The 24419-nt window shown below is 70.5% G+C and carries 24 protein-coding genes and 1 riboswitch; of the genes, 14 read left to right on the forward strand and 10 right to left on the reverse strand.

From position 1 onward, the window contains the following. The first annotated feature begins 193 nt into the window (after positions 1–193). The 3 genes from A605_RS05430 (at position 194) to A605_RS05440 (ending at position 2728) form a co-directional block, all read left to right on the forward strand. Entirely contained in the window at positions 194–916 is a 723-nt protein-coding gene (locus A605_RS05430) for a PIG-L deacetylase family protein (protein WP_015400498.1), read from the forward strand. A 140-nt stretch (positions 917–1056) separates the two neighbouring features. Further along, complete coding sequence (locus tag A605_RS05435; RefSeq protein WP_015400499.1) at positions 1057–1359, forward strand: hypothetical protein; 303 nt, start codon at positions 1057–1059, stop codon at positions 1357–1359. A gap of 79 nt (positions 1360–1438) precedes the next feature. Continuing rightward, positions 1439–2728: a cytochrome P450 gene (locus A605_RS05440; protein WP_015400500.1), complete on the forward strand. Its 1290-nt coding sequence runs from the start codon at positions 1439–1441 to the stop codon at positions 2726–2728. Positions 2729–2754: 26 nt separating this feature from the next. Here A605_RS05440 and A605_RS05445 read toward each other — a convergent pair whose 3' ends face one another. From A605_RS05445 to A605_RS05455, 3 genes are all read right to left on the reverse strand, one after another. Then, entirely contained in the window at positions 2755–4011 is a 1257-nt protein-coding gene (locus A605_RS05445; protein WP_015400501.1) for a hypothetical protein, read from the reverse strand. Positions 4012–4074: 63 nt separating this feature from the next. Next, a complete protein-coding gene (locus A605_RS05450) occupies positions 4075–6444 on the reverse strand; it encodes an ATP-binding cassette domain-containing protein (protein ID WP_015400502.1) in 2370 nt (789 codons plus the stop codon). 82 nt (positions 6445–6526) lie between these two features. Continuing rightward, positions 6527–7606 carry a lipoate--protein ligase family protein gene (locus A605_RS05455; protein WP_015400503.1) on the reverse strand — a complete coding sequence of 360 codons (1080 nt, stop codon included), beginning with the start codon at positions 7604–7606 and terminating at the stop codon, positions 6527–6529. 248 nt (positions 7607–7854) lie between these two features. On the opposite strand from A605_RS05455, the gene A605_RS05460 reads away from it, so the two are divergent. Beyond that, the gene (locus tag A605_RS05460) at positions 7855–9252 is read left to right on the forward strand and encodes a hemolysin family protein (protein ID WP_015400504.1); all 1398 of its coding nucleotides are present in this window, start codon (positions 7855–7857) and stop codon (positions 9250–9252) included. Between the two features lie 11 nt (positions 9253–9263). Continuing rightward, the gene (gene zupT / locus A605_RS05465) at positions 9264–10070 is read left to right on the forward strand and encodes a zinc transporter ZupT (RefSeq protein ID WP_015400505.1); all 807 of its coding nucleotides are present in this window, start codon (positions 9264–9266) and stop codon (positions 10068–10070) included. Between the two features lie 111 nt (positions 10071–10181). Here zupT and A605_RS05470 read toward each other — a convergent pair whose 3' ends face one another. After that, the gene (locus A605_RS05470) at positions 10182–11117 is read right to left on the reverse strand and encodes a DUF808 domain-containing protein (RefSeq protein WP_015400506.1); all 936 of its coding nucleotides are present in this window, start codon (positions 11115–11117) and stop codon (positions 10182–10184) included. A gap of 99 nt (positions 11118–11216) precedes the next feature. On the opposite strand from A605_RS05470, the gene A605_RS05475 reads away from it, so the two are divergent. From A605_RS05475 to A605_RS05515, 9 genes are all read left to right on the forward strand, one after another. Further along, positions 11217–12095, forward strand: a complete 879-nt coding sequence (locus A605_RS05475; protein WP_015400507.1) for a 2-dehydropantoate 2-reductase — start codon at positions 11217–11219, stop codon at positions 12093–12095. An 11-nt stretch (positions 12096–12106) separates the two neighbouring features. Beyond that, complete coding sequence (locus tag A605_RS05480) at positions 12107–12451, forward strand: DUF2218 domain-containing protein (protein WP_015400508.1); 345 nt, start codon at positions 12107–12109, stop codon at positions 12449–12451. A 13-nt stretch (positions 12452–12464) separates the two neighbouring features. Next, positions 12465–12573, forward strand: a riboswitch (TPP riboswitch). Next, a complete protein-coding gene (locus A605_RS05485; protein WP_015400509.1) occupies positions 12563–13186 on the forward strand; it encodes an ECF transporter S component in 624 nt (207 codons plus the stop codon). It overlaps the preceding riboswitch by 11 nt. Next, on the forward strand, positions 13183–14511 hold the full coding sequence (locus A605_RS05490) for an ABC transporter ATP-binding protein (RefSeq protein WP_027004344.1): 1329 nt from the start codon (positions 13183–13185) through the stop codon (positions 14509–14511). Before A605_RS05485 ends, A605_RS05490 begins: the two co-directional genes overlap by 4 nt. Continuing rightward, complete coding sequence (locus tag A605_RS05495; RefSeq protein WP_015400511.1) at positions 14508–15266, forward strand: energy-coupling factor transporter transmembrane component T family protein; 759 nt, start codon at positions 14508–14510, stop codon at positions 15264–15266. Before A605_RS05490 ends, A605_RS05495 begins: the two co-directional genes overlap by 4 nt. Further along, complete coding sequence (locus A605_RS05500) at positions 15263–15742, forward strand: AAA family ATPase (RefSeq protein WP_149029387.1); 480 nt, start codon at positions 15263–15265, stop codon at positions 15740–15742. The genes A605_RS05495 and A605_RS05500 overlap by 4 nt, the downstream gene beginning before the upstream one ends. A gap of 3 nt (positions 15743–15745) precedes the next feature. Next, complete coding sequence (locus tag A605_RS05505) at positions 15746–16189, forward strand: NUDIX hydrolase (protein ID WP_015400513.1); 444 nt, start codon at positions 15746–15748, stop codon at positions 16187–16189. Positions 16190–16391: 202 nt separating this feature from the next. Continuing rightward, positions 16392–16805: a CBS domain-containing protein gene (locus A605_RS05510; protein WP_015400514.1), complete on the forward strand. Its 414-nt coding sequence runs from the start codon at positions 16392–16394 to the stop codon at positions 16803–16805. A gap of 42 nt (positions 16806–16847) precedes the next feature. Further along, entirely contained in the window at positions 16848–17132 is a 285-nt protein-coding gene (locus A605_RS05515) for a hypothetical protein (RefSeq protein WP_015400515.1), read from the forward strand. Positions 17133–17256: 124 nt separating this feature from the next. On the opposite strand, the gene A605_RS05520 is transcribed toward A605_RS05515, so the two are convergent. The 6 genes from A605_RS05520 to A605_RS05540 all read right to left on the reverse strand — a co-directional run bounded on the left by A605_RS05520 (position 17257) and on the right by A605_RS05540 (position 24409). Next, positions 17257–19053: a thiamine pyrophosphate-requiring protein gene (locus tag A605_RS05520; protein ID WP_015400516.1), complete on the reverse strand. Its 1797-nt coding sequence runs from the start codon at positions 19051–19053 to the stop codon at positions 17257–17259. A gap of 49 nt (positions 19054–19102) precedes the next feature. Continuing rightward, positions 19103–20611: an FAD-dependent oxidoreductase gene (locus A605_RS05525; RefSeq protein ID WP_015400517.1), complete on the reverse strand. Its 1509-nt coding sequence runs from the start codon at positions 20609–20611 to the stop codon at positions 19103–19105. Further along, complete coding sequence (locus tag A605_RS05530; RefSeq protein WP_042440072.1) at positions 20611–21822, reverse strand: zinc-dependent alcohol dehydrogenase; 1212 nt, start codon at positions 21820–21822, stop codon at positions 20611–20613. Before A605_RS05530 ends, A605_RS05525 begins: the two co-directional genes overlap by 1 nt. A gap of 87 nt (positions 21823–21909) precedes the next feature. After that, positions 21910–22422, reverse strand: a complete 513-nt coding sequence (locus A605_RS05535; protein WP_015400519.1) for a CinA family protein — start codon at positions 22420–22422, stop codon at positions 21910–21912. A 108-nt stretch (positions 22423–22530) separates the two neighbouring features. Then, a complete protein-coding gene (locus tag A605_RS15615; RefSeq protein WP_169331440.1) occupies positions 22531–22701 on the reverse strand; it encodes a hypothetical protein in 171 nt (56 codons plus the stop codon). Positions 22702–22753: 52 nt separating this feature from the next. After that, positions 22754–24409, reverse strand: a complete 1656-nt coding sequence (locus A605_RS05540; RefSeq protein WP_015400520.1) for an NAD-dependent epimerase/dehydratase family protein — start codon at positions 24407–24409, stop codon at positions 22754–22756. Positions 24410–24419 lie beyond the last annotated feature (10 nt).

Consider the following 24419-nt stretch of genomic DNA (forward strand, 5'->3'; position numbering starts at 1 on the left):
CGGCCGCCCGCGCCGTTGTTCTTCTGTGGGGCGGTAAGGGGGGCGTGACCGCCGCGTTGCCACCGGAAAGGCTGATCGGATGATGGGCTGGATACTGACCTGGACCGGGAGGCCTGGGTCTGACCGCCGCCCGTGAGTGATCTGGCTAGGGTGGGGGCACACAGCCCCAACGCACTGGAAGGTGGCCCCGGACATGGAATCGAGCGTAGAGAAGCTGGACTGGAGCAACTGGAAACGCGTCCTGGTCGTGGTCGCGCACCCCGACGACGCCGAATACGGGTTGTCCGCCGCCGTCCACCACTGGACGAATGCCGGAGTGGAGGTCTCTTACCTTCTGCTCACCAACGGCCAGGCCGGTATGCAGCGCCCGCCCGAGGAGGCCGGCCGTGTGCGAGCCGAAGAACAGCGCCACGCCTGTGAGGCCGTCGGCGTCAGCGACCTGATGCTGCTCAACCACCCGGACGGCCACCTGGTCTACGGTCTCGACCTGCGGCGCGACATCGCCCGCCGGATCCGGCGGCTGCGTCCCGACGCCGTCATCACCACCAATTTCGATCTTGAGGCGCCGTGGGGGCTCAACCAGGCCGACCACCGCGCCGCCGGTCTCGCCGCCGTCGACGCGGTGCGTGACGCCGGCAACCGCTGGGTGTTCCGCGAGCAGATCGAGCAGGAGGGACTGGAGACCTGGCACGTCGGCCACATCCTGGTGGCCGGCCACGGCGCACCCACCCACGGCACCGCCGTCGGGCAGGCCGACCGCGATGCCGCCGTCGCCTCCCTCGAGTGCCACACCGAGTACCTCGCGGATCTGCCGGACCACCCGGCCCCGGCGGACTTCCTCCCGGAGATCCTCGCCGCGGACGGCGCCCTCCTCGGCGCGGACTTCGGTGTCACCTTCCGTGTCTACGCCAACTGACGGAGGCTGCCCGGAGATCGGGGGAGCGCGGGCCCCACGAAGCGGTGCGCGATGCAGCCGGTGGGCCGGAAACCGCCCGCGGGATGGTCGCCCCCGGTACCCTGACAGCCATATCGTCATCGTGCCGAGAGGATCCCGCCATGACATTCCGGAAGACGTTCGCCTCCCCGGCGGCCGCGGCGGCCCTCGCCATCGCCCTCGTCACCGCCCCGGCCGCCACCGCCCAGAAGGCGGACACCTCCGCCGACGCGTTCCGCCAGTCCGCGGAACCCGTGGCACTCGCCTGGTGGGACTTCTACTTCTCCCTCTTCGACAACCCGGTCACCGCCCCGAGCGCACTGGGCACGTCGCTGTCGGCGATGTCGCTGCAGTACCTGATCTACTGCCCGATCGCGCTGGAGCTCGGCCTGGAGGAGCGGTACTCGCCCCGCTGCACCTTCTGACCGGACCCACGACGGGGGCGCCGGATTCTCACGTACCGTGGGGCACAAGACCGCACCGACCCCGTGGAAGGTACCGCTCATGACCTCGAACGCCCCCGCCCGTGTCCGTTTCGAGCAGGGACTCAACTTCCTGCGCTCCGGTTATCTCTTCGCCTCCCGCATCCGCGACAAGGCGGGAGTCGCCCCGGATTCCGACACTCCCGTGAAGTTGCGCATGCTCGGCAGACCGGCTGTCCTGGTCCGGGGTGAGGAGGGGGTGCGCCTGTTCTATGACGGGGACCGGATGAAACGCAACGGCGCGATGCCCATCTTCATCCGTAACCCGCTCTTCGGTCCGGGCGCGGTCCACAACCTCGACGGTAAGGCGCACGAGACCCGGAAGACCGTCCTGGTCGACCTGGCCTACAACGACGAGCACGTCGAACGGTTCAAGGAGCTGGTGGCAGAGGAGCTCGAGACGATGCTGGGGAAGTGGGCCACCGGCTCCGGCAACGTCTTCGACGACACCGCCGTCGCCTACGGACGGGCCGCGTTCCGGTGGGCGGAGCTGCCGCTGTCGGACCGCGAGATGGAGGCCCAGGCCCGCCGGATGAGCCGGCTGGTCGACGCCTTCGGGCAGCCGAGCCGCAACGCGATCGCCTGGGTGGACCGTTTCCGGCTCGACCGCTGGGCCACCCGGCTCATTCGCGACGTCCGCTCCGGCAGGACTCAGGCTCCCGCGGATTCCGTGCTCGCCCGCATGGCGAATCTGCACGATGAGAACGGCGAACTGGTCGACGACCGTACCGCGGGGGTGGACCTGCAGAACCTGACCCGGCCCACCGTGGCCGTGGGCCGCTTCGCGGCCTTCGCCGCCGCCGCCCTGGTGGAGCACCCCGAGTGGGTCGAGCGCATCCGCGCGGCCTCGGTGGCGGCCGGGGGCGGCCTCATCGATATTCCGGAGGCGGTGGCCTTCGCCCATGAGGTCCGCCGCACCTACCCCTTCGTCCCCATGCTGCCGGCGCTGGCCACCACCGACACCGAGATCAAGGGATGCCCGATCAAGAAGGGGCAGCGGGTGCTCCTCGACATTCTCGGTACCAACACCGCCCCGACCGAGTGGAAGGACGCCGGCGCCTTCGAGCCGGAGCGTTTCCTCGGCGTCGAGGACGCCGAGGAGATCACCTCGTTCATCCCGCAGGGCGGCGGCGATGTCCTGGAGGGCCACCGCTGCCCGGGGGAGAAGATCGCGATGACGGCGCTCTCCGCTGCAGTGGTGGCGCTGTGCCGGCCGCAGGTGTCGATCTCGGGGGAGATCGAGGACGTGGCCTTCCCGTGGACGAAGATGCTCACCCGCCCCTCGACGGGCGTGCGGGTCAACGTCTCGTAGACGCAGCCACCGGTCCCGGCGCCGGGTCAGCCCAGCAGCACGATCAGCGCGAGGGTGATGAGCACCACGACCGCGAGCACCACGATCCACCACGGCCCGGACCAGCGGATCCGGTCGCTGCGCTGACGGTCGGCCCGGTGCGCGCCGCCGCCGCGGACCCTGCGCGCCTCCGCCACCGAGCGGGGGATGCCCTGCACGGGTTCCGCGGCCTTCGCGGGGCCGGCCGCGTCCGGCAGGTCGTCATCCTCCACCACGCGGATCACCTCGGTGGCATGGGCCCGCTCGGCGGGGGCCGGGGCCACCGGGGCCTTGTCGGCGGGTGCCTCATCGGCCGGTGCCTGCTCCGGGGTCACCGGCTCCTTGCCCGCCGTCTCATCCCTGCGCTGCGTGGGGGAGACAATGCTGCGCCTCCGGTGGCTCTCGGCCCGCGCAGGGGTGACGGCCTCGAAGGAGTTCGAGGGCATGTGCACCGACCAGCTCCCGTCGGCGCCGACGGACACCCCGGCCTCCGAGAGGTCCGGCACGCCGGCGCCCTCCGGTCCGGCCACGGCGGCGGGCACCGCGAGCGTCGGCAAGGGTGAGATCTCCGGTTCCAGATCCCGATCGTCCAGGTCGGAGGTGCGGGCGCATTCGACGCTCACGGCGCCGTCGCGGACGAAGGCGCGGGCCATCACCCGCAGGCCGAGGGCGGCGAAGTGCGCGAGCGCGTCGCTGAGCTTGAGCGAGTCCCACCGGGTGGCCACGCCGAGCACGCGGCCGTCGTGGAGGACCGTGACGCGGCCGTCGACCTCGACGAGCTCCACCAGGAGCTGCACAGTACCCAGCGCCGCGAGCTCGTCCGTTCCGACGTCGCCGTCGACCGCCGGATCCAGCTCGAGCGCGCGCCCCGGGGGCAGCAGCGTCCACGGTTCGTCCAACGGATCGTTGACCGGGACGCACCACTGCGGGTCCACCAGCAGCACGGACACCCCGAGGCCTGCGTTGGGCACGACCCGCACCTCGGCGGTGACCTGTGGGGTGAGCTGGGAACCGGTCACGCGCTCCAGCTGCGGGAACTGTTCCCGAAAATCCGCGGGCAGCGTGCCGATCACGCCGAAGTCCCACTTGACCTTGAAGCCGCCGCCGCGGGGGTCGGGCAGCAGGGTCACGGGTACCTCGACGGCGTCGTGGATGGCGCGGTCGTGGAAGTGGGAGAAGAGGATGGCCTGGTTGGGGTCCGCGACGGCGATCCGGTTGCTGGTCCCGACCGCCCGGGCGGGCAGGGCGTAGGGAGTGAACGGCATGCCGGAAGTCTAACAACTCCGCGGGCGCGGCCCCGTGCGGCGCGGCGGGACCCGGGCCGGGGATCAGGAGACGTATTCAGCCAGGTAGCGCCCAGTCACGGTGGTGCCGTCGGCGACCATCTCCACGGGCGTGCCGGTGAAGGTGACCTCGCCGCCCTCGGAGCCCGCGCCCGGGCCGAGGTCGATGACGTGGTCGGCGTGGGCGACCACGGCCAGATGGTGTTCGATGGTGATCACGGTGCGCCCGTCGTCGACGAGCCGGTCGAGCAGCCCCAGCAGCTTCTCGACGTCCGCGAGGTGCAGGCCGGTGGTCGGCTCGTCGAGAATGAGGATCTCCGCCTTCTCCGCCAGGTGGGCGGCGAGCTTGAGCCGCTGGCGCTCACCGCCGGACAGGGTGGTCAGCGGCTGCCCCAGGGCGAGGTAGCCCAGGCCGACGTCGGCCAGCCGGGTGCAGATCTTCGCCGCGGCCGGCACCCGGGAGTCCGGGCCGGCGAAGAATTCCGCCGCCTCCTCGACGGGCATGGCCAGCACCTGCGCGATGTTGCGGCCGCCGAAGTGGTGGTCGAGCACGCTCTCCTCGAAGCGCCTGCCCTCGCAGACCTCGCAGGGCATGTCGACCCCGGCCATGATGCCCAGGTCCACGTAGACCACCCCGGCACCCTTGCAGTTCGGGCACGCGCCCTCGGAGTTGGGGCTGAACAGGGCGGGTTTGACCCCGTTGGCCTTCGCGAAGGCCTTGCGGATGGAGTCCAGGGCACCGGTGTAGGTGGCCGGGTTGGAGCGTCTTGAGCCGCGGATGGGGGACTGGTCGACCAGCACGGTCGTCTCCGAGCACGGTAGCTCGGCGATCAGCGAGGACTTGCCGGAGCCGGCCACCCCGGTGATGGCGGTGAGCACACCGAGCGGGACGTCCACGTCGACGTCGCGGAGGTTGTTGCGGCCCGCCCCGCGGATCTCCAGGGCGCCGGTGGGGGTGCGTGTCCCGTCCCTGAGACGGGCGCGGTCGTCGAGGTGGCGGCCGGTCAGCGTGTCCGAGGCCCGCAGCTGCCCGACGTCGCCGGTGAAACAGATCCCGCCGCCGTCGGTGCCCGCGCCGGGGCCGAGGTCGATGACGTGGTCGGCGATGGCGATGGTCTCGGGCTTGTGCTCGACGACCAGCACGGTGTTGCCCTTGTCGCGCAGCTCGAGCAGGAGGGTGTTCATCCGCCGGATGTCGTGCGGGTGCAGGCCCGCGGTGGGTTCATCGAAGATGTAGGTCACGTCCGTCAGGGCGGAACCCAGGTGGCGGATCATCCTGGTGCGCTGGGCCTCGCCCCCCGACAGGGTGCCGGCCGGGCGGTCCAGGGTCAGGTACCCCAGCCCGATGGACACGAAGTTGTCGAGGGTCTCCCGGATGCCCTGGAGCAGCGGACCCACCGACGGCGCACCCAGGTCACCGGCCTCGCGGAACCACTCGGCCAGGTCGCGGATCTCCATGGCGCACAGCTCGGCGATGTTCCTGCCCCGGATCCGCGACTCCAGCGCGTGCTGCGCCAGCCGGGCGCCGCCGCACCCGGGACATTCGATGAAGGTCACGGCCCGGTCGACGAATTCGCCGATGTGCCGCTGCATCGACTCCCGGTCCTTGGTGAGCATGGACTTTCTGATCCGCGGGATGAGCCCCTCGTAGGTCATGTTCATCTCGGCGATCTTCCGTTTCTCCGGTTCCGCGTAGAGAAACGCCTCGCGCTGCTTTGCCGTGAAGTCCTGCACCGGCTGGTCGGCGGGGTAGAGGCCGGACTCGGCGTACATGCGGTGGGCCCACTGGCCGGGCTTGAAGCCGGGTGCCCTGATGGCGCCGTCGTTCAGCGAGAGCGATTCGTCGACGATCTCGTCCAGGTCGATGTCGGAGACCCGCCCCATGCCGTCGCACCGCGGACACATGCCGCCGGTGCGCCTGAAGTCGGCGCGGACCTTCTTCTGCCGGCCCTTCTCCACGGTGATGGCCCCGGCCGCGCTGACCGAGGGGACGTTGAAGGAGTAGGCGCCCGGCCCGCCGGCGTTCGGCTCGGCGATACGCGAGAAGAGGATGCGCAGCATGGCGGTCGCGTCGGTGGCGGTGCCCACCGTGGAGCGGGAATTCGCTCCCATCGGCTCCTGGTCGACGATGATCGCGGTGGTGATTCCCTCGAGCCGGTCGACGTCCGGACGGGCCAGCGTGGGCATGAAGCCCTGGACGAAGGACGGGTAGGTCTCGTTGATCAGCCGTTGGGACTCGGCAGCGATGGTGGCGAAGACCAGCGACGACTTGCCGGAGCCGGAGACACCGGTGAACACCGTCAGACGGCGCTTGGGGATCTCGACGTCGATCCCGCGCAGGTTGTTCTCCCGGGCACCGAGGACGCGGATGACGTCGTGGGTGTCGGCGGGAGCGGTGACGGGGGTTCCGGCCATGGATGTCTCCGAGGATGCGGCTGTCAGGGTAGGGGAGAACCAGTCTAGGACGACCCGGCCCGCTCCGGCCCCGCGCCGAGGGTCACGGCACCCGGTGCGTCCAGGCCTCCGTGCCGAACTTCTCCTCCACGAGCTGGGCCGCGGCGTCGAGATCCGCCTGCGGGAGCTCGGCCGGCCGGGCGCCGTAACGGTTGCTGAACTCGTCGACGAGGGTGTCGATGATCTCCGCACGTTCCGCGCCCGTCTGCCGGCGCAGCGGATCCACGCGCCTCTTCGCGCTGCGCAGCCCCTTGCTGGCGAGTTTGACCTTGCCCACGCGCAGCACCTCGGCCATCTTGTCGGCGTCGATGTCGTAGGACATCGTGACGTGGTGCAGGACCGCCCCCTTGCGTCGCTTCTGCGCGGCCCCGCCGATCTTGCCTCCGGTGGAGGTGATGTCGTTGATCGGCTGGTACCACGCGTCGACGCCGTGCCGTGCCAGCGCGGCGAGCACCCACTGATCCAGGTAGGCGTAGGAGTCCTCGTAGCTGTAGCCGGCCACCAGGGAGGCGGGCGCGTAGAGGGAGTAGGTGATGCAGTTGCCGCCCTCCATGAACATCGCCCCGCCGCCGGAGATGCGGCGCACGACGGTGATCCCGTGCTTCTCGACGCCCGCGGGCTCCACCTCGTTGACGTACGACTGATAGGAGCCGATCACCGTGGCCCGGTCATCCCACTCCCAGATCCGCATCGTCGGGCCCCGCTGCCCCGCGGCCACCTGGTCGAGCAGCAGCTCGTCGAGGGCCACGTTGACCTGCGTGGGCAGGGGACCGGGGTGGAGGACCTCCCAGGAGTGATCCGTGAAATCGGTGCCGCCGACCACCGCGCGGCGGACGGCCACCGCGATGTCGCGGGTGCTGAAACCGTGCAGGGCCAGCTCCCCGCCGAAGCCGGCCAGCGCGGCGTCGAGACGCCGCTGCAGCGAGTCCGTGTTCTCGGTGACCTCCGCGCCCACCAGGGCCGGGCCGAGGGACTCGAAGGCCTCCTCGGGTTCGAGGAAGAAGTCGCCGGAGACCTGGGCGGAGGAGATGGTGGCGGGGGCGGCGGATTCGGCGGGATCGGTGGTCACGTCCACGACGACCAACTTGCCGCCGGGGACCTTGAACTCGAAGTGGTGGTGCATGGACCCCAAACTACGCGCCGGGTGAGGCGGAGAGGTGAACCGGGAACTAAAACCGTTCCCGTGGCGTTGTGTCAATCGGTATGAATAGTGATATGGACCAGAGAGATCCCGACCAACCCCCGAGTCCCGGCTTCAGCTTCACTGGGCTGGTGAGTCTGCCGGGGCAGGACAACACCGACGGGGCGCTCGTGTGCGGCCCGGAGGGGTGCCTGCCCGGCACGGAACCCGGAAGCGGGGTCGGCTAAACCATGGGCGGCATCGCGTTGAACGCGCTTCTCGTCGTCATCTTCGTCATCATCGGCGGGGTCTTCGCCGCGACGGAGATGGCCCTGGTCAGTCTGCGCGAGTCGCAGATCCGGAAGATGGAGCGTGGTACCGGGGCGGGCCGCAAGGTCGCGACGCTGGCCCGGGACTCCGGGCTCTTCCTCTCCGCGGTGCAGATCGGAGTGACCTTCGCCGGCTTCTTCTCCTCGGCGTTCGGCGCCTCCACCATCGCCCCGCAGATCGCCCCGATCCTGGAGGGCTGGGGCTTCAGCGAGGGCGCCGCCTCGATCACGGCCCTGGTGGTCATGACGCTGATCGTCTCCTACCTCTCACTGGTCCTCGGCGAGCTGGTCCCCAAACGCATGGCGATGCAGAAGGCCGAGAGCTTCAGCCTGATCGTCGCCCCGCCGTTGGGCGTGTTCGCCACCCTGATGCGCCCGGTGATCTGGATCGTCAACTCCTCGTCGAACCTGCTTCTGCGCGCGCTCGGCTTCGACCCGAACGCCCGGACCGAGGAGATGAGCAACGAGGAGGTCCGCGACATCGTCACCAGCCACGGCGGCTTCGACCCCTCCGAGCGGGAGCTGGTCACCGACGTCTTCGAGGCCGGTGACCGGCTCGTCGGCGAGGTCATGCGCCACCGCTCGGACATGATCGCCTACGACGGAGAGCAGACCGTCGACGAGGTCGCCGCCGACATCACCGGCCGGCCCTATTCGCGCTACCCGGTCTACGAGGACTCCATCGACATGGTCATCGGCTTCATCCATGTCCGCGACCTCCTCGAACACGCGGCGACCGGCCGCAGTGGGATACGCATCCGCCAGCTCATCCGCCCGATCCTCCAGCTGCCCGGGACCGCCAAGCTGCCGAAGGCGATGTCGCAGATGCGCGCCTCCGGCCACCACATCGCGATCGTCGTCGACGAGTACGGCGGCACCGACGGCATGGTCACCCTCGAGGACCTGCTCGAGGAGCTCGTCGGCGAGATCTGGGACGAGTACGACCGCGAGGAACGCCGCGCCGTCATGGCCCTGCACGAGTCGCGGCTGCTCGACGCCGGGACGAACCTGGAGGACTTCGCCGACGCCACCGGCATCACCCTGCCCGAGGGCCCCTACGAGACGGTCGCCGGTTGGATGATCACCCAACTGGGCCGCCTCGGACGGGAGGGCGACACCGTGCCCGTCCCGGCGTCGTTCACCGCCGACGCCGAGGATGACGAGAACCCCGGGCTCATCCGCTACCAGCTCGAGGTCGCCGAGATCTCCGGTAACCGCATCATCCGGGTGGAGCTGCGCAAGGCCCAGGTGGAGACGGTGGAACCGGGCGAGACCACGGGCCCCGAGTCCGGCTCCGGGGGCGAACCGGCCGGTAGCTAGACTGAGCTGTCATGTATGACGTGTCGACGGTGCTCTTCGCTTTCGGGCTGACACTCTTCGCAGGCCTCGCGACGGGCATCGGCGGTTTGATCGCGGTGCTCAGGAAGGACCAGGGACCCCGGTTCCTGGCCGGCGCCCTCGGCCTGTCCGCGGGTGTGATGCTCTACGTGTCCTTCCTGGAGATTCTGCCCAAGGCCTTCGACGAGCTCGGCACGGCATGGGGGGAGCGCACCGGCGCGTGGGCGGCGGTGGGGGCCTTCTTCGCCGGTATCGCGCTGATCGCGGTCATCGACCGGCTCGTGCCGGAACCGATCAACCCGCACGAGCGGGGTATCAGCGCGGACCCCCAGCTGTCCGCGCAACGCCGGCGCATGATGAAGATGGGCGTGTTCACCGCCGGGGCGATCGCCATCCACAACTTTCCGGAGGGCTTCGCCACCTTCATCGCCGGCCTGGAGGACGCGTCCATCGCGATCCCCGTCGCGCTCGCGATCGCCATCCACAACGTCCCCGAGGGGGTGGCGGTGGCCGTGCCCATCCGCCAGGCCACCGGCTCCCGGCGTAAGGCGCTGGCCTGGTCCACGGTCTCCGGCCTGGCGGAACCGGCCGGCGCGCTCGTCGGCTTCGCCCTGCTCATGCCCTTCCTGGGGCCGGTCACACTCGGGCTGTCGTTCGCCGCGGTCGCCGGCATCATGGTGTTCATCTGCCTGGATGAGCTGCTGCCCACCGCCGTGGCCACCGGCCGCCACCACACCGCCATCTACGGGCTCGTCGCCGGTATGGCGATCATGGCGGTCTCCCTGCTGCTGTTCATCTAGGGCTGTGGCGGGGGTGGGGTGGGCCCCGCTCCGGCGGTGAGTTCGACGCCTCGGCACCGGTGTATCCCGCACGGGGCGGTGCCGGTCGGCGGCACCGCCACCGGATCGGATTCAGTGCCCTGAGTGCGCTTCGCGGCCGGCGCCGGTGAGCTTCTTGATGCCCTCGATGAGGAGGACGACGACCACACCCCAGATCAGACCGACGATCAGGGAGAAGAAGGTGTTGACCAGCCAGCCCAGGAAACCGCCCCCGGCACCGACCTCCAGCCCGTGGATGAAGTCGTAGGGCCAGGTGAGACCGAACTCCTCGAGCCCGAGGACGATGATGTGGCCGCCGACCCAGAGCATCGCGAAGGTGCCGACGATCGAGATCGCCGCGAGCACCTTGGGCATGGCGGCGACCAGACCACGACCGAAGCCGGCGGCCGCTCCGCCGCGCCCGACCAGGGCCAGGCCGATGTCGTCCATCTTCACCAGCAGCGCCACCGCGCCGTACACCAGGGCGGTGATGCCGAGAGCCACGAGGACGAGCACGACGGTACGGAGGAGGAACGTTTCGTCGGCGACCTCGTTGAGCGAGATGACCATGATCTCCGCGGAGAGGATGAGATCCGTGGTGATCGCCCCCTTGACCAGGTTGTCCTCGGCGTCGGGGCCCTTGTCCTTCGCCGGTTTCTCCTTCTTCTCGTGGCCGAGCACCCGGCCGAGGACCTTCTCCGCGCCCTCGAAGCACAGGTAGGTGCCGCCCACCATGAGGATCGGGGTCAGCGCCCAGGGCGCGATCCACGACAGCAGCAGGGCGATGGGGAGGATGATGACGAGCTTGTTGATCAGCGATCCCTTGGTGATCCGCCAGATCATCGGCAGCTCGCGCGCCGGGGTCACCCCCGAGACGAACCGCGGGGTGACGGCGGCGTCGTCGACCACCACGCCCGCGGCCTTCATACTGGTGCGGCCCGCGGCGGCAGCCACATCGTCCACGCTGGAGGCCGCGGTTCGCGCAATCAACGCCACATCATCGAGCAGTGCTACCAGTCCACCGGCCATCGGGGCCACCTTTCGGATTCGGTTGAACGTGCATCGGTGACCGCCAGATTAGCCAGATCATGGCCCGCGTGCCGGAGCACCGGTTCTAAACTGGACGCCATGAGGATCGCATTCATCGGTGCCGGCGCCGTCGGCGGCTGGTTCGGCGGCCGACTGGCCGCCGCGGGGCACGACGTCGTCTTCGTCGCCCGCGGCGCCACCCTGGACGCCCTGATCACCGAGGGGCTCCGGCTCAACGACGAGCCACCGCTGAAAGTCACCGCGGTGGGCTCGCTCGCGGAGGTGGGGGACTGCGACGTCGTCTTCCTCACGGTCAAGGCCACCGGCGGGACGAACGTGGGGGAGCTGCTGTCCGGGGCGCCCGGGCACGCCCTGGTGGCCGTCACCCAGAACGCGGTGGAGGTGCCCACCCGGGTCGCCGAGGTCGTCGGCCGCGGGCGCACCCTGCCGGGCGTGGTCCGCGGGTTCTTCCACCACACCGGGCCCGGCCGGGTCGAGTTCCACGGCGGGCCGATCTCCTACACCTTCGGCACCTTCGACGGGCGCGCGGACGCCACCGTCGACGAGCTGGCCGCCGCCCTCAACGAGGCCGGCATCGAGGCCACGGTGCACCCCGACATCTGGGCCGAGGTCTGGGAGAAAGCCATGTTCGTCACCTGCTTCGGGGGCCTCGGAGCGTGGACGGGCCGGCCGCTGGGCCACCTGCGCACCGTCGAACGCACCCGTCTGGAGGCCCTGATGCGGGAGGTCCACGCCGTCGCCCGGGCCGACGGTGTGCCGCTGGCCGACCACGCGGTCGCCCGCACCATGGCCTTCGCCGACCGGATGCCCGCCGAGGCCACCAGTTCCATGCAGCGCGACCTGGCCGCGGGGGATCCCGGCGAGCTGGACGCGCAGGTCGGCGCGGTGTGCCGGATCGGGGCGGCCCACGGCGTCGATACGCCCCTGCATTCGGGATTGCTGCGCGCGCTGGGGTAGATTAGCCAGTCATGACCGCTTCCTCGACCGCCCGCGTGAAGACCGACCGGCCGGGACGCTACGGCAAGCAACTGGCCTCCCACTTCTCCACCAAGCTGCAGACCAGTTGGGACGCCGAGTCCGGCCGCGGGCACCTGACCTTCGCCGGGGAGGCCATCGGCGAGGTGGACATGGTCGTCGGGGACCGGGTGCTGCTGCTCCACCTGGAGTGCGACGAGGACGCCCTCGACCGGCTCGAGCGGGTCGTCGGCGTGCACCTCGTGCGCTTCGGCACCCGCGACGGGCTCGAGGTCGCCTGGCGACGCCGCGGCGGGGACGAGGGGACCCGTTGGACCGCCGCCGATCTCGAGGGCTAGAGTAGTCGCGCAACGACACCACCACGGGTGCCCGGTGAAATTCCGGGCTGAGACGCCGTCACGGCGAACCGTCGAACCTGATTCGGTTAGTACCGACGCTAGGGAGAAAACATGAGCACAGGCCCGACCCTGCCCTCCGCCGGCCCGACGGACCGGCGCCGGAAGCGCCCCTCGTGGCGGGTGATCGACATCATCATCGCCGCCGTCCTCGGCGTGGCCTGCGGACTGATCTTCTGGGTGTGGAACGGTATCGGCTTCGCCGGCTTCACCGCCCTCGACGCCCTGACCCCGGGCTTCGGCGGCCTGGTCGCCGGCGTCTGGCTGCTGGGTGGCGTGATCGGCGGGCTGGTCATCCGCAAGCCCGGGGCCGCGGTCTTCGTCGAGGTCATCGCCGCACTGGTCTCCGCCGCCCTGGGCAACCACTGGGGGATTGAGACCCTCTACTCGGGCCTGGCCCAGGGCGTGGGCGCCGAGCTGGTCTTCGCCGTCTTCGGCTACCGGCGCTTCGGTGTGGGCGTGGCCATGGCCGCCGGTGCCGCCGCCGGCCTCGGCGCCTTCGTCCTCGAGCTGTTCACCTCGGCGAACATCGCCAAGTCGCTGACCTTCAACTCCATCTACCTGACCTGCCTGCTCGTCTCCGGAGCCGTCCTCGCCGGGCTGCTGGGCCACTGGCTGGTCAAGGCGCTGGCACGGACCGGGGCGCTCGACCGTTTCGCCGCCGGCCGCACGGCATGACGGGCGCCGTGCCCGGCCGGATCCGGGCGCACGCCTTCTCCTGGCGCCACGCCTCTCGGAAGACGTTCGCGCTCTCCGGGGTGGATCTCGACGTCGCCCCAGGCGAGCGGATCCTGCTCACCGGCGACTCCGGGGCGGGCAAGTCCACCCTGCTGGCGGCGGTCGCCGGCCTGCTCGGCGACGAGGAGGACGGCGAGGCCCGCGGTTCGATCGAGGCGACCGGCACCGCCGGCATGGTCCTCCAGGATCCCGATTCCCAGGTCATCGCCTCCGGCATCGGGGACGACGTCGCCTTCGGCTGCGAGAACCTCGGCCTCCCGCGCGAGGAGATCTGGCGGCGCGTACCGGCCGCCCTGGCCATGGTCGGCCTCGACCTGCCGCTGGATCACCCGACGCGGCAGCTGTCCGGCGGGCAGAAGCAGCGCCTGGCCCTGGCCGGGGTGCTGGCCATGGGGGCGGACATCATCCTGCTCGACGAGCCGACCGCGAACCTCGATCCCGCCGGCCGCCGGGAGGTCGTCGAGGCCGTCGACCAGGCCGTCACCGAGACCGGAGCGACGCTGATCATCGCCGAACACCGCGCCCACCACTGGGTGCCGGTCGTCGACCGGCTGCTGCACCTGACCGCCGACGGCCTGGCGGACATCGGCGCCGATGAGCTGCCCACCCCGCCCGCGCTGCCGCCGGCGGTCGGCGTTCCGGCCGGCACTCCCGCGCTTCTCGACGCCCGCGAGCTGCTCACCGAGTGGGGTCCACCCCGCACGCTCACGCTGCCGGAGGGCACCTCCACCGTGATCACCGGACCCAACGGCTCCGGCAAGTCCACCCTCGCGCTGACCCTGGCGGGTCTGCTCGAGCCCCGGGGTGGCGTCCTCGGTTACTCCGAGCACCTGTGCCGCGGCCTGTCGGGTCCCGCCCACACCTGGTCCTCGGCCGACCTGGCCGACCGCATCGGCTTCGTCTTCCAGGACCCCGAGCACCAGTTCGTCGCCCGCACCGTCGCCGCGGAGATGGCGGTCGGCGGGGGAGATCGGGACCGCATCGACCACCTGCTGGACCGGCTGCGCCTGCGGCACCTGGCGGGCGCCAACCCCTTCACTCTCTCGGGCGGGGAGAAACGCCGCCTGTCGGTGGCCACCGCGCTGGTCTCCGCCCCGCAGCTGCTCATCCTCGACGAACCGACCTTCGGCCAGGACGACCAGACCTTCGCGGAGCTCGTCGGCCTGCTGCGCGAGCTGACCGCCGCCGGCACCACGGTCGCCTCGATCACCCACGACGAGACGTTCATCGCCGCCCTCGGCGACCAGGAGGTGCAGATCCGGTGAACCTGATCGCCGGCGTCAACCCCGTCACCCGGATCCTGGCGCTGATTCTGCTGACCACCCCACTGCTGCTGTCGGTCGACCTGGTCTCCGCGACCGTCGCCCTGGCCTTCACCCTGCTGGTCGCGCCCCTGTGCGGGGTCGGCTGGGCCCGACTGCTGCGCCGCGGCTGGCCGGTGCTGCTCGCCGCACCCCTGGCGGCGATCCCCATGGCCCTCTACGGGCGACCCGAGGGGCAGACCCACTTCGAGCTGCTGTTCATCCACGTCACCGACAACTCCCTGTCCCTGGCCACTGCCATCTTCGTCCGCGTGCTCGCCATCGGCCTGCCGGTGATGGTGCTCACCGCGGACATCGACCCCACGGACCTGGGCGACGGCCTGGCCCAGGTGCTCCGGCTGCCCGAGCGCTTCGTCATCGGCGCGGTCGCCGCCGTGCGGCTGGTCTCCCTGTTCCGCGACGACCTGGCCTCCATGCGCCGGGCACGTCGGGCGCGCGGCATCGCCGATCAGGGGCGTATCCGCTACTGGCTCACGCTGGCCTTCGGGCTGCTGGTGCTCGCCCTGCGGCGTGGCTCGAAGCTCGCCACCGCCATGGAGGCCCGCGGATTCGGCCGGGCGGGACGGCGTACGTGGGCGCGGGAGTCGCGGCTGCACGCCATCGACTGGATCGTCATGGCCGTCGCCCTGGCGGCGTCGGGCAGCGCCATCGCCATCGCCGTGGCCACCGGCTCCTTCCGTTTTCTGGGGGTCGCGTGAACAGGGTGACGGTGCTGGTCGACGGCCCGTCCGGGGCCGGCAAGACGACCTTCGCCAAGGCGGTCGCGGCCCGCGTCGGCCTGACGGTGGTCCACCTCGACGACTTCTACCCCGGCTGGTCGGGGCTGGCGGCGGCGTCCCGGATGGTCGTCGAGGATGTGCTCGACCCCGTGCGCCCGGGTTTCCGGCGCTGGGACTGGGAGGCGGACGCCCCCGGTGACTGGGTGGCGCTCGACCCCGCGGAATCGGTGGTGATCGAGGGGGTCGGCGCGGTCACGGAGGCGTCGGTCACCGCGGCCCGGGCCCTCGGCGAGGTGCTCACCGTGCGTCTCGACGCCCCCGCCGACGAGCGCCGGGCCCGGGCCCTGGCCCGCGACCCCGGCTACGCGCCGTGGTGGGGCATGTGGGCCGAGCAGGAGGCCGTGCACTTCGCCGCGCACGGCCATCTCCCCGTCGATTTCGCGCTGGAGTGGTGAGGGATGGGGACCCTGCGCATCGCCGCCGTCGTCCTCCGGGACCGTACCGGCCGGGTGCTGTCCGTGCGGAAGGCGGGCACGGAGGCGTTCATGCTGCCCGGCGGCAAGCTCGAGCCGGGGGAGACCGGGCTGCAGGCCGCCGTCCGCGAGGTCGCCGAGGAGCTCGGCCGGGAACTGGACCCGGAGCGGCTGGGTTTCCTCGGGTGCTTCACCGCCCCGGCGGCCAACGAACCCGGCTTCGGCGTCGAGTGCGACGTGTTCGTCTGGTCCGAGCCCCTCGAGGCGCTGCCCACGGTGCGGGAGGAGATCGCCGAGGCGCGCTGGTTCCCCGCGGATTCCCGGGATCCGGTGCTCGCGCCGTTGAGCCGGGACGTCGTCTTCCCCGCGCTGGAGCGGGGCGACGACGGGGACCGACGGGGACCAACGGGACATATAACAACTGTCTAACGAGTCCGGTGGGGGATTGACCTCTCCTCGATTATCTGCGGCGGCGTACCTAGGCTGGGGCCACGCACCGGATCACAGCGGTGCGTGGGCAGATGATCGACAGATTTCCCGGACGCGAGACGGACGGGGACGTGACGAGAACTCCACTGCCACGGCCCCGGGCCGGTTGCCGCGTCCTGCAACAGCAGAGAGGTGACCAGACATGACGACCGCACGCGAGATCATGACCCCCGGCGCCGAGTGCATCGGTGAGAACGACACCCTGGAGATCGCCGCCCGGAAGATGCGGGAGCTGGACGTCGGCTCCCTGCCCATCTGCGGTGAGGACAACCGGCTCAAGGGGATGCTGACCGACCGCGACATCGTGGTCAAGTGTCTGGCCGACGGCCACGACCCCAAGACCGCCACCGCCGGCTCGCTGGCCGAGGGCAAGCCCGTGACCATCGGTGCGGACGACTCCGTCGACGAGGCACTGCGCACCATGAAGGAACACAAGCTCCGCCGTCTGCCGGTCATCGACGATCACGACCTGGTCGGCATGCTCGCCCAGGCCGACGTGGCCCGCAGCCTCCCCGAGGACCGGGTGGGTGATCTCCTCGAGATCATCTCCGTCTGACGGCGACCGCAGGCCACCACACGCACGAGAAGGAGAGGGACAATGGACATGAACGAGGCCAAGACGACTTTCGACCACGACACCATCCGCAAGTGGGTGGAGGAGCGCGACGGCGTTCCCGCCACTGTCGCCGGTACCGAAAGCGGTGCTGACGAGGCGGGGATCCTCCGCTTCGACTTCCCCGGTGGGGCCGGGGAGGACGAACTCACCCACATCAGCTGGGACGAATGGTTCGAGAAATTCGAGAATGAGAGCCTCGCCCTGCTCTACCAGGACGAGAAGTCCGGCGGCGAGCCGAGCACGTTCTTCAAGATCGTCGGGCGCTGACCACACCACACGTGACAGTCACAGACCCCGCCCGACCGGAGGAACCGGTCGGGCGGGGTCTCGGTCTGACGGTCTGATCCGCGGCCACGTGCAGGGTCAGGAGCAGGGAGCGGCCCGGACCCCTCTACCTGCGCTGCTCCTCGATCTCCGCGTAGTGGTTGAGCAGCTGGAGGCCATGCTTCCCGGCCTCACCCTCGGCGGCCAGGCCCTGGCGCATCGACTCCAGCATCTGCCTCCCGTGCGGGAACGGCGGCAGCAGCGGCACATCCGGATCCGTGAGCACCTCGATGACCACGGGGCGCTCGACGGTGAACGCCTCGTCGAGCACCCGGTCCAGCGCCGCGGCATCGTGCAGCCGCATCCCGTGCAGGCCCAGCTGTTCGGCGTAGGCGGCGAAATCGAAGCGCGGGACCTCCTGGGAGGCGTCGAAACGCGGCTCTGCCTCGGACTCGCGCTGTTCCCAGCTGACCTCAGCGAGGTCCCGGTTGTGGAGGACCAACAGCACGAAGCGCGGGTTGCCCCAGCCGCGCCAGCGCTCGGCCACCGTGATCAGTTCGTTGATGCCCAGCATCTCCATGGCGCCGTCGCCGGCCAGCACCACCATCGGACGGTCGGGCGCCACCTCCTTGGCGGCCACGGCGTACGGCACCGCGCAGCCCATCGAGGCCAGGGTGCTCGACACATGCGCGGGCACCGAGGTCGGCAGGGACATCTGGCGCACGTAGTGGTAGACGGCGCTGCCGACGTCGACGGCCAGCTGCGCGTCCTCGGGCACCCGGGCGGAGAGCCCGCGGGCCACCAGCTCCGGGTTGAGCGGCCGCGCCGGAACCTCCGAGCGCAGGCGGGAGATCTCGTGCCAGATCCTGATCTGCTCCTCGACCTCACGCCGCCACGGCGTGTCCCCGCGTTCAGGCAGGCGTTCCAGCAGCGCCCGGATACCCGGGGCCGCATGGCCGACCAGCCCCACCTCGACGGGATAGCGGTTGCCGATCATGGCGGGATCGACGTCGAGCTGGATGGCACGGGCGGTGCCCGGGACGGGGTAGAACTCCGTCCACGGATCGTCGGAGCCGATGATCAGCAGTGTGTCGCACTCCTGGAGCACGTGCGCCGAGGCAGTGGTGCCCAGGTGCCCCATGGTGCCCGCCACCAACGGGTGGGACTCGTCGACATAGGGCTTGCCCAGCAGACTCATCGTCACGCCCGCGCCCAGGCGCTCGGCCAGGGCGATGAGCTCCTCCTGCGCGTGACGCACTCCCCGGCCGGCCAGGATGCCGATCTTCTCGCCCGCGGCGATCACCTCCGCGGCCGCGTCCAGGTCCTCCCCGCGCGGGATGACCTCACCGGTGGTCCAACGCGGGGAGGTGACGACCTCACCGTGGCTCTGCCCGAGGTCGGGCGCCGGGGCCTGCTGCACATCGTGCGGCAGGATGACCACAGACGGCTGCGAGTTCGCCAGCGCGGAGCGGAACGCCCGGTCGAGCACCATGGGCAGCTGCTCCGGGGCGGCCACGAACTGGATGAACGGCGAGGACACGTCGGCGAAGAGGTGCTGCAGATCGAGCTCCTGCTGGTGGCCCGAGCCCAGGGCCGAGCGGTGCTGCTGGGCCACCAGGGCCACGACCGGCGCATGATCGAGCTTCGCGTCGTAGAGTCCGTTGAGCAGGTGCACCGCGCCGGGCCCCTGCGTGGATGAGACCACGCCGACGCGCTCGCCGTACTTGGCCTCGCCGACAGCCATGAACGCCGCGCCCTCCTCGTGGCGCGCGGAGATGAACTCGGGGGAGCCCCCTGCCCGGCGCAGCGCACCGAGCAGGGGGTTGTTGCCGTCACCGGCGTAACCGTAGACCCGCTCCACTCCCCAGGTGCGGAGCCGGTCGACGATCAGATCGGAGGTCGTGGTCTGCGGGGAATCGGACATGTGCCTTCCTTTCATGAGGGTGGGGCCGGGCACAGCGGGCACGGTGGGGTCAGAGCCGCTTCAGGTCGCCAACCGCGGGCCCCTCGAGCAGCGTGCCGTCGGCGGTGAATCGGGAGCCGTGCAGCGGGCAGTCCCAGGACTCCTCCGCGTCGTTCCAGGCCAATGTTCCACCCAGGTGCGGACAGGTCAGGCTCACCCGGCAGGCCTGACCGTTGACGGTCGCCTCACCGACGGGGCGCAGGCCCTCCCGGCCGACGTTCGCGTCGCTGTCGTCGGTGGTGGAGTCGTCCGGGCCGTCTCCCCGGTCGTCGCCTGCCCCCGTGACCGCCTGCACCAGATTACTCACCTGCGAGGTTGTCGCACCGCTCTGCATCTGCGCGGTGGTCTTCGCCGTGCCCAGGGTGGAGGGGGACCCGAAGGTCACCCGCCCCGGCCGCTCGAGTACGAGGTCGGCCACCTGGTGGGCCGCGGCCGGGGCCGAGGTCATGCCCCACTTGCTGTACCCACCGGCGAAGTGGACCAGTCCCTCGCCCCAGTGGAGGGTCTCCACCATGGGCACCATGCTGACGGGGTGGTAGTCCTGGGCGGACCAGCCGTGGGTGCGGCGCGTGCCGGGGAAGTGCTCGGTGGTCCAGTTCTCGATCTCCGTCAGCCGCTCCACGGTGCTGCGGGATTGACCCGTCCGGTGCCCGTACCCACCGACCAGGAGCTTCGTCTCTTCACCCAGCGTGTGGGTGCGCAGCGAGACGGACGGGGACTCCACCGAGATGAACATCCCGTCGGGCAGGGCGGCGTTCGGGGCGGGATCGAAGGCGCACAGGTAGGAGCGCTGGGGCACCAGCTCCATGGTGGTGGTGCGTTTGTCCAGGATCGGGGTGGCCGTGGCGAGGACGACCCGGTCGGCGGTCAGATCACCGGCCGAGGTACTGATCTCCACCCGGGACGGGGCCTCGCGGGGCAGGACCTCGGTGACGCGGGCCTGCTCCGTGATGGTCGCGCCGGCGTCCGTGACCGCCCGGCACAGCGCGGAAAGCAGGTCGGCGGGGTTGAGCTGGAGCTGCTCCGGCAACTCTACGGCGGCCTGCACGGGGAAGGGGGTGACCAGGTTGTCGTGGAGAACGGTGGGCAGTCCCAGATCGTGGGCCGCTCGGTGCTCGGCCTCGACCTGCTGCACGCCCTTCTCCGTGGCGGCGAAGGTGAAGGCGCTGGTGGTGTGAGTGTCCACACCATGGTCCCGGCAGAACTCGCGCAGCCAGTCCTGGCCGAGCCGGCTGGCACTCAGGTAGTCGGCCGCCAGCTCCTTGTTGTGGGTCCTGGTCAGCGTCGACAGGCGGGTGCCCTGCAGCAGGGTGGTCTTGGCGGTGGTGGCCCCGCTGGCGCCCGCACCCACCTGGCGGGCCTCAAGCACGGCGACGCTGCGGCCGGCCTCGGCGAGCAACAGCGCGGTGATCAGGCCGGTGAACCCGGCGCCGACGACCGCGACGTCGACGTGTGCGCTGGTGGGGAACGGGGAGGTGGGATAGTCCGGGGCGTGGTCATGCCACAGAGACGTGCTCATCAGTTCTCACTCTCCCCGCCCGGGGTTCCCGGCTTCGCCTGCGGGTCCAAGACGACCTTGATGCAGCCGTCCTCCTTCTTCTGGAATTTCTCGTAGGCCTCCGGCCCCTCGCTCAGCGGCACCCGGTGGGTGACGAGGTCGTCGACGCCGAGGGGGTCGGCGGGATCCTCGACCAGGGGCAGGATGTCGTCGATCCAGGCCTTGACGTTGCACTGTCCCATACGCAGCTGAATCTGCTTGTCGAAGAGTGTGAGCATCGGCATCGGGCTGGCCGTTCCGCCGTAGACACCGGACAGGGAGAGCGTGCCGCCGCGGCGGACCAGGTCGATGGAGGAGTGCAGGGCGCCCAGGCGGTCAAGGCCGGCGGTCTTCATCATCTTGCGTCCCACGGCGTCGGGAAGCATGCCGACGGCCTGGTGGGCGACCTTGCCGACCGGGGAGCCGTGGGCCTCCATGCCGACCGCATCGACGACGCCGTCGGGACCGCGGCCCTCGGTGGCGTCGCGGATGGCGTCATTGGTGTCCTCACCGAAGTCGAAGACCTCGACACCGTGGCGGGCGGCCATGGCGCGGCGCTCGGGCACCGGGTCGATGCCGAACACCCGCGCACCCAGGTGGCGGCCGATGCGGGCGGACATCTGGCCGATGGGCCCCAGCCCGAACACCGCCAGCGTGTCGCCTTCGCCGACGTCGGCGTACTTCACGGCCTGCCAGGCGGTGGGCAGCACGTCGCTGAGGAAGAGGTAGCGGTGGTCGGGAAGCTCGTCACCGACCTTGATCGGGTTGAAGTTCGCGTGCGGGACCCGCAGGTACTCCGCCTGCCCACCCGGCACTGAGCCGTAGAGCCGGGAGTAGCCGAACAGGCTGGCTCCGGAGCCGTGTTCCCTGACCTGGGTGGTCTCGCACTGTGTGTACAGGCCGCGCCGACACATCCAGCAGGACCCACAGGCGATGGGGAACGGGATGACCACCCGGTCGCCGACCGAGAGGTTGGAGGCCGAACCGGCCTCGACGACGCGTCCCATCGGCTCGTGGCCGATGATGTCACCTTCGTCCATGAACGGGCCGAGCACCTCGTAGAGGTGAAGGTCCGAGCCGCAGATCGCCGTCGAGGTCACCTCGATGATCGCGTCGTTGTCCTCACGGAGTACCGGGTCAGGTACGGTCTCGACACTCACGTTTCGCTTTCCTTGCCAGGTCAGTGCTTTCACTTCGATCCCTCCTGTACAGGGTGGTCGTCGGGGTGGCGTGGGGCGCAGCGGTTATGAAGTTGTGGTGGTGGAACAGCCGGCGGGAACTCAGCCCCCGGTGGACGGGTCAGCCGTGGCCTGCATCCCGGTGTGCAGGAGCGCCAGGGCTCGGTCCTCGGTCTGGGCGAGGATCTCGGGCGGGTCGCCGGGGAAGTGGTGCAGCTGAGTGCGCATCTCGCCGCGGACGAGGACCGCGAGCCACGTCGTGCCGGGCGGGTTGCCCTCCTGTTCACCGGGACCGCCGCAGCCGGATGCGGCGATCACCGCGTCGGCGGTCATCAGCTCGGCGACGCCCTCGGCCATCGCCTTCACCGCCGACTCGGTGATCACCGGCTGGCCCTCCGGGACCCCGAGGACCTCGTACTTGATCCGGGTCTCGTAACTGACGACGCCCCCGGCGAACCATTCGGAGGAGTCCGGTGCCGCGGACAGCTGGCTGGCGATCTTGCCGCCGGTCAGTGACTCCGCGACCGCCACCGTGAAGCCGTGTTCGCCCGCCAGCGTTGAAATCTCGGCGGCGGTGGCGGCTGCGGCCGCCTCGGCGGCGTCGGAGTGGGGCATGTCGGTCTCGTCCGTTTCTGGTCGTCGCCCGGCGATCCGGCGGGCGCTGCCGCGCCGCCGGATTGCCGGGATGGTCAGGGCGTCGGTTTCGGTGCGGTGCCGGTGGGGCTAGTAGTTGGCCGGGGCATCGCTGCCCGGGAAGGACTCCTCGCCCCACTCGTCGGCCAGTTCCTGCTTGTCCTTCGGGCCCTGCTGGTGCTTCTCGGCGTCCTTGCCGGAGTGGGTGGCGGCGTCCTCGTCGGTCCGCTCCGGATCGGCGTTCTTGTCCTGGTCAGCCATGGTGTTGTCCTTTCTATCGCGGTAACTATCTGCGTGAACGGGGCCGTGTGATCTAATCCCAGAAGATGTGTCGGTCATCACGGAACGCTCGTATACGAGCATACGCATGAATCTCGTCGAATGCCGCGATCTGTCGCCGCGAGGCCTCGATCAGCCCATCGAAGACCTCGGGGTCCAGATTCAGATCCTCCGCGTGCTCGCGGAGGGTCTGCCAACCGCCCAGCTTGCCCTGCACAGCGCCGCGCATCAGCTCGGTCTCCAGCAGCATCGTCATCGGCGAGCGGCTGAGCGCCCGGCCGTTGCCCTTGAGACGGCCGACCCGTTCGCCGGCCCAGGCGACCGCCTGCCGGTAGGGCATCTGCTTCATCCCCAGATCGTGGATCAGCTGCTTCAGGAACGCCTGTTCCGTCCTGACCTCGGCCGCCACGGTCGACAGCTCGGCGTAGACCGGGGTGTCGATGAAATCATTGGCCATCCGGGCGATGCGGTTCGCCCCGGCGGTCGCGCCGGTCAGGTGGTCCGAGAGGTAGAGGTTGAGCAGGTCCTTGGTGAACTCTTCCGGCAGGTCCTCGGGGCCGTCGTCCGGGGACCGCCTGCCGCCTGTGTCGGCGCCGCGGCCGGCGGGCTCACCGGTGCCGGGCACCGGGGCGTCCTGCGGGTCCCGGGGCCGCAGCACCTGCGTGGCCCGGCCACGGCCCTCGATCAGTCCCTCGAGTAGCTCGGACAGCGCCTCGGCGGCGGTGTGCCGGGGCTGCCAGTCGAGTTCCCGTTTCGCCCGGGAGTTGTCCATCATCGGCACCTGCATGCCCATGTCGAGCCAGCCCTCGTCGGCGGGGACCATTCCGGACTTGTGGGCGGCGACCAAACCGGCGCGCACCACGGCCGGGGGCAGTTCGATGACCCGGCCGTGGTCCACGACCTCGGCCAGTTCCTTCGGGCCGAGCAGGTCATCGGCGCAGATGTTGAAGGCGCCCGGCGCCTGCTTGACGACGGCCGCCGCGTACGCACGACCGACGTCGTCCGAGTGGACCGCCTGCACCACCAGCCCCTTGGGCACGGGCATGACCGGCAGTTTGCCCGCACGCAGCGCCTGGACGGGCAGCTGGGTGCCCAGGAAGTAGCGCTGGATCGCGGAGGCGGCATCGGCCTGGAACGTCAGTGCCGGACGGAGTCGGGTGACCGTGATCTCGGGGTGCTCGGCGACCAGCCGGTCGAGCACCCGTTCCTGGTCCGCCTTGTCGATGCTGTAGTGGGAGGGTGCGATGCCCCCGGCGGGCCAGTCCTCATCGCGCAGGGGAGGGGTGCCGCCGGTGCCGCGGGCTTCGTCGGGGGAGTAGACACCGACCGACGAGGCGGCGACGAGATGCGGCACACCGGCGGCGGCCACCGCGGCGGCGACGCGCTCGGTGCCGTCGACGTTGACCCGGCGCAGCAGCTCGCGGTCATCGTTGGGCTGGATGAGCCAGGCCAGGTGGATCACGGCGTCGACGCCGCGGAAGATCTCACCCAGTTCGGTGGCGACGTCCTCGGCGGTGCTGGCGGCGGCGATGTCGACTGTCCGCCAGCGGCAGCCGGAGTAGGGCTCGACGGTGGTGTCGGGCAGACGCCGGGCGACTCCGATGATCTCGGTGACTTCGGGGGTGTCCTTGAGCGCCCGGAGGACCGCGGTACCCGCGTTTCCGGTGGCGCCGATGACTACGACTCGCATGAGGGTCTCC

This window comes from Corynebacterium halotolerans YIM 70093 = DSM 44683, from assembly GCF_000341345.1.
Taxonomy (GTDB): Bacteria; Actinomycetota; Actinomycetes; order Mycobacteriales; family Mycobacteriaceae; genus Corynebacterium; species Corynebacterium halotolerans.

Excerpts from the sequence above, each read along its gene's own strand:
- A605_RS05430 (WP_015400498.1), top strand. The coding sequence starts at position 194 with ATGGAATCGAGCGTAGAGAAGCTGGACTGGAGCAACTGGAAACGCGTC.
- A605_RS05435 (WP_015400499.1), top strand. The coding sequence starts at position 1,057 with ATGACATTCCGGAAGACGTTCGCCTCCCCGGCGGCCGCGGCGGCCCTC.
- A605_RS05440 (WP_015400500.1), top strand. The coding sequence starts at position 1,439 with ATGACCTCGAACGCCCCCGCCCGTGTCCGTTTCGAGCAGGGACTCAAC.
- A605_RS05445 (WP_015400501.1), bottom strand. The coding sequence starts at position 4,011 with ATGCCGTTCACTCCCTACGCCCTGCCCGCCCGGGCGGTCGGGACCAGC.
- A605_RS05450 (WP_015400502.1), bottom strand. The coding sequence starts at position 6,444 with ATGGCCGGAACCCCCGTCACCGCTCCCGCCGACACCCACGACGTCATC.
- A605_RS05455 (WP_015400503.1), bottom strand. The coding sequence starts at position 7,606 with ATGCACCACCACTTCGAGTTCAAGGTCCCCGGCGGCAAGTTGGTCGTC.
- A605_RS05460 (WP_015400504.1), top strand. The coding sequence starts at position 7,855 with ATGGGCGGCATCGCGTTGAACGCGCTTCTCGTCGTCATCTTCGTCATC.
- zupT (WP_015400505.1), top strand. The coding sequence starts at position 9,264 with ATGTATGACGTGTCGACGGTGCTCTTCGCTTTCGGGCTGACACTCTTC.
- A605_RS05470 (WP_015400506.1), bottom strand. The coding sequence starts at position 11,117 with ATGGCCGGTGGACTGGTAGCACTGCTCGATGATGTGGCGTTGATTGCG.
- A605_RS05475 (WP_015400507.1), top strand. The coding sequence starts at position 11,217 with ATGAGGATCGCATTCATCGGTGCCGGCGCCGTCGGCGGCTGGTTCGGC.
- A605_RS05480 (WP_015400508.1), top strand. The coding sequence starts at position 12,107 with ATGACCGCTTCCTCGACCGCCCGCGTGAAGACCGACCGGCCGGGACGC.
- A605_RS05485 (WP_015400509.1), top strand. The coding sequence starts at position 12,563 with ATGAGCACAGGCCCGACCCTGCCCTCCGCCGGCCCGACGGACCGGCGC.
- A605_RS05490 (WP_027004344.1), top strand. The coding sequence starts at position 13,183 with ATGACGGGCGCCGTGCCCGGCCGGATCCGGGCGCACGCCTTCTCCTGG.
- A605_RS05505 (WP_015400513.1), top strand. The coding sequence starts at position 15,746 with ATGGGGACCCTGCGCATCGCCGCCGTCGTCCTCCGGGACCGTACCGGC.
- A605_RS05510 (WP_015400514.1), top strand. The coding sequence starts at position 16,392 with ATGACGACCGCACGCGAGATCATGACCCCCGGCGCCGAGTGCATCGGT.
- A605_RS05515 (WP_015400515.1), top strand. The coding sequence starts at position 16,848 with ATGGACATGAACGAGGCCAAGACGACTTTCGACCACGACACCATCCGC.
- A605_RS05520 (WP_015400516.1), bottom strand. The coding sequence starts at position 19,053 with ATGTCCGATTCCCCGCAGACCACGACCTCCGATCTGATCGTCGACCGG.
- A605_RS05525 (WP_015400517.1), bottom strand. The coding sequence starts at position 20,611 with ATGAGCACGTCTCTGTGGCATGACCACGCCCCGGACTATCCCACCTCC.
- A605_RS05535 (WP_015400519.1), bottom strand. The coding sequence starts at position 22,422 with ATGCCCCACTCCGACGCCGCCGAGGCGGCCGCAGCCGCCACCGCCGCC.
- A605_RS15615 (WP_169331440.1), bottom strand. The coding sequence starts at position 22,701 with ATGGCTGACCAGGACAAGAACGCCGATCCGGAGCGGACCGACGAGGAC.
- A605_RS05540 (WP_015400520.1), bottom strand. The coding sequence starts at position 24,409 with ATGCGAGTCGTAGTCATCGGCGCCACCGGAAACGCGGGTACCGCGGTC.